The sequence below is a fragment of the Spiroplasma sp. hy2 genome, from assembly GCF_044714365.1.
Taxonomy (GTDB): domain Bacteria; phylum Bacillota_I; class Bacilli_A; order Mycoplasmatales; family Mycoplasmataceae; genus Spiroplasma; species Spiroplasma phoeniceum.
The window spans coordinates 1-1,308 of record NZ_RXFZ02000235.1 but is presented as its reverse complement, the minus strand read 5'-3'; the positions used below and the strand labels follow the sequence as shown (position 1 = coordinate 1,308).

Below are 1,308 nucleotides of genomic sequence, written 5' to 3'. Positions count from 1 at the left end.
TTATTAATATTTTTAACGTCAGCAATTCGCTCTCTATATCATTTTTTATTATTAATTTCACCAGCAAAATTAAAATTAAAATGTCCAATCTTTAAATTATTAATAAACTTTTTAATTTGTTGTAATTTTTGTACTGTTGGTAATGTTAATTTAGTAGTTCCTTTGGGATATTTTTCTTTTAATTCTCTTGGTAATCGTTTTTTAATATAATTTCTTAAATGAGATGGTAACCATTTTCTTAATCAATATCTTCAAAATAAAGTTCCTGCATTAGATACAGCATTACTTAATAATTTTCATATTTCAACTGGAACAGTAGGATAAACATAAGGTCCATAAAACTTAGGATGTTTTGCTGTTTTTGTATATATTAAAATAGTTAAATTACCTGTTAAAGTTAACTTATTTGTAATATTAAACATACCACTATCAAGTCAACTACTATTTAAAGGCTGTCAATTAGTATTTAGATAATTTTCATTTTTAAATTGTTCTCTATTTTGAATATTATTATCTTTTTCTAATTGACTTAATATTTGTTGTATTTCTTTTTTATGACCTTTTTTAATTAAATCTAAATAAGTAAAAGGATTTAATCATTGATAAATATCTTCAACTTTACTTGTAATTTTATTATATTTATCAGTAATATAATTAATTGGTTTTAATATTTTATTTTGAACTTGATTAACTCTATTAATTAAATTTACAAATTTACTTATTAAAGGTTTATTTTCTAAATTAGATACTAATAAAGTTAAAACGCGTAATATTAGTAAATTCATTGTTTATTAAGAATTTTTAATTACAACATCAATTGGGTTTGTTTGACCCGTAGCGTTGTTTTTACCTTCAATTTGAACAGCAACAGTTTTATTGTTTGTAATATCAATTGGTCAATCTTCACCTTTACTTTCAATAAAGTAATCATAATCATTTTCTGTTAAAGAATTATTTACCGCTTTTACTGATTTTAAAACAACATCTTTAAATTGTGGTTTTAATTGTTCTGCTGTTGTTTGTGTTGGGTCTGTAACGTGAATAGTTGGTTTATCTAATTTATTAATTCCACTAATATCAATTTTATTTGATGATGGAATTACATAATCAACAGGAACTCTAAATGTTTTATTAAGATTACTTTTAGCAGTATTAATTTCATCTTGGGTTGGCGCTTTTTCTAAAATAATTTTACATGTTTTTGGATATAAAATTGTTGGTGTTGCATATTGTACTTTACCAATTCATTTAGGGTTAGCAGTATCATTATCTAAAACTTGTTGAATAGTATCCATATTAATTGGATAT

Annotated in this window: 2 protein-coding genes; both read right to left on the bottom strand. The window is 22.8% G+C overall.

Annotated features, from left to right (window positions below; all coding sequences use genetic code 4):
* On the bottom strand, nt 1-785 hold a 785-nt coding region (locus tag EHV01_RS05705), incomplete at its 3' end, for a hypothetical protein (RefSeq protein ID WP_422066617.1).
* Nucleotides 786-791: 6 nt separating this feature from the next.
* On the bottom strand, nt 792-1,308 hold a 517-nt coding region (locus tag EHV01_RS05700; RefSeq protein WP_422066616.1), incomplete at its 5' end, for a hypothetical protein.